Raw genomic sequence first — 1994 nt, forward strand, 5'->3', positions numbered from 1 at the left:
GTGAAACTGGCCGGTCGCAAATTATGGAGCGATCAGGACGTTACTACCGCTGCGGCGCTGCTGAAAAGCGCTGACGCCAGTCTGGCGGATATGAATGACCCAAGCCTGATTACCGCCCGTCGCGCGATTACCGACGATATCGCGAGCCTCTCTGCGGTGACTCAGGTCGACTATGACGGCATTATCCTGAAAGTGAATCAGCTCTCTAACCAGATTGATAACCTGCGTCTGGCCGACAACGATACCGACGATTCGCCGATGGATTCCGACAGCAGCGAGCTTTCCAGCTCGATCAGCGAATGGCGCGTCAATCTGCAAAAAAGCTGGCAGAACTTTATGGACAGCTTTATCACCGTTCGCCGTCGTGATGAAACCGCCGTCCCGCTGCTGGCACCGAACCAGGACGTTTACTTACGTGAAAATATCCGTTCTCGCCTGTTAGTGGCCGCCCAGGCCGTGCCGCGTCATCAGGAGGAAACATATCGCCAGGCGCTGGAAAACGTCTCCACCTGGGTGCGCGCCTACTACGACACCGACGATGCAGCCACCAAAGCTTTCCTTGAAGAGGTAGACCAACTGAGCCAACAAAGCATCAGTATGGACGTACCGGAAACGCTGCAGAGCCAGGCGCTTCTCGACAAGCTCATGCAGACCCGCGTACGTAATTTACTGGCACAGCCTGCCACAGCGCCGGTTGCAGCAGCTCCTGCGCCTTCAGCTGAAACTCCGGCAACTGCGCCGCAAGGAGAATAATGATGCTAAAAGTATTATTGCTCTTTGTGCTATTGATCGCCGGGATCGTTGTCGGTCCAATGATTGCCGGTCATCAGGGCTACGTACTGATCCAGACGGATAATTACAATATCGAAACCAGCGTGACGGGGCTGGTGATCATTCTGATCGTCGCAATGGTCGTCCTGTTTGCGATTGAATGGCTGCTGCGCCGAATTTTCCGCACTGGCGCGCATACCCGCGGATGGTTTGTCGGTCGGAAGCGTCGTCGCGCCCGTAAGCAGACGGAGCAGGCGCTGCTCAAGCTGGCAGAAGGCGATTATCAGCAGGTTGAAAAGCTGATGTCGAAAAACGCCGATCATGCAGAACAGCCGGTAGTGAATTACCTGCTGGCGGCAGAAGCTGCTCAACAGCGCGGTGACGAAGCTCGTGCCAACCAACACCTTGAGCGTGCTGCCGAACTGGCCGGAAATGATACGATCCCGGTAGAAATCACTCGTGTTCGCCTGCAGTTGGCGCGTAATGAAAATCACGCCGCGCGCCACAGCGTAGATAAACTGCTGGAAGTGACGCCACGTCATCCGGAAGTGCTGCGTCTGGCTGAACAGGCCTACATTCGTACCGGTGCATGGAGTTCGTTACTGGATATCATTCCATCCATGGCAAAAGCGCACGTGGGTGATGACGAGCACCGCGCGATGCTGGAACAGCAGGCATGGGTTGGTCTGATGGATCAGGTTCGCGCCGATCAGGGCAGCGAGGGGCTACGTGCATGGTGGAAAAACCAGAACCGTAAAACCCGTCACCAGGTTGCCCTGCAGGTGGCAATGGCTGAACATCTGATTGAGTGTGACGATCACGATACGGCGCAGCAGGTCATCATTGATGGTCTTAAACGCCAGTATGACGACCGCCTGGTGCTGCCGATCCCGCGTCTGAAAACCAACAACCCGGAACAGATAGAAAAAGTGTTGCGCCAGCAGATTAAAGCCGTCGGCGATCGCCCATTACTGTGGAGCACGCTGGGCCAATCGCTAATGAAGCACGGCGAATGGCAGGAAGCCACGTTCGCCTTCCGTGCCGCTCTCAAACAGCGTCCAGATGCCTATGACTACGCCTGGCTTGCTGACGCGCTGGACAGACTGCATCAGCCGGAAGAAGCCGCCACCATGCGTCGTGATGGCCTGATGTTGACGCTGCAGAACAACAATCCCCCACAGTAATTCCTTCTTGCCCGGTGACGCTTCGCTTACCGGGCCTAC

Annotated in this window: 2 protein-coding genes; both read left to right on the forward strand. The window is 56.2% G+C overall.

What is annotated here, in order from left to right:
* On the forward strand, positions 1-753 hold a 753-nt coding region (gene hemX, locus FDW87_RS22150; RefSeq protein ID WP_252363083.1), incomplete at its 5' end, for a uroporphyrinogen-III C-methyltransferase.
* Between the two features lie 2 nt (positions 754-755).
* The gene (gene hemY, locus FDW87_RS08745) at positions 756-1955 is read left to right on the forward strand and encodes a protoheme IX biogenesis protein HemY (protein ID WP_016155120.1); all 1200 of its coding nucleotides are present in this window, start codon (positions 756-758) and stop codon (positions 1953-1955) included.
* The last annotated feature ends 39 nt before the right edge of the window (positions 1956-1994 follow it).

Origin of the sequence: Citrobacter sp. wls826 (assembly GCF_005281245.1) — a bacterium.
In the GTDB taxonomy this organism is placed as follows: Bacteria; Pseudomonadota; Gammaproteobacteria; order Enterobacterales; family Enterobacteriaceae; genus Citrobacter; species Citrobacter braakii.

Bases quoted from the DNA above. Each gene is read 5' to 3' on its own strand.
- hemY (WP_016155120.1), top strand. From the start codon at position 756: ATGCTAAAAGTATTATTGCTCTTTGTGCTATTGATCGCCGGGATCGTT.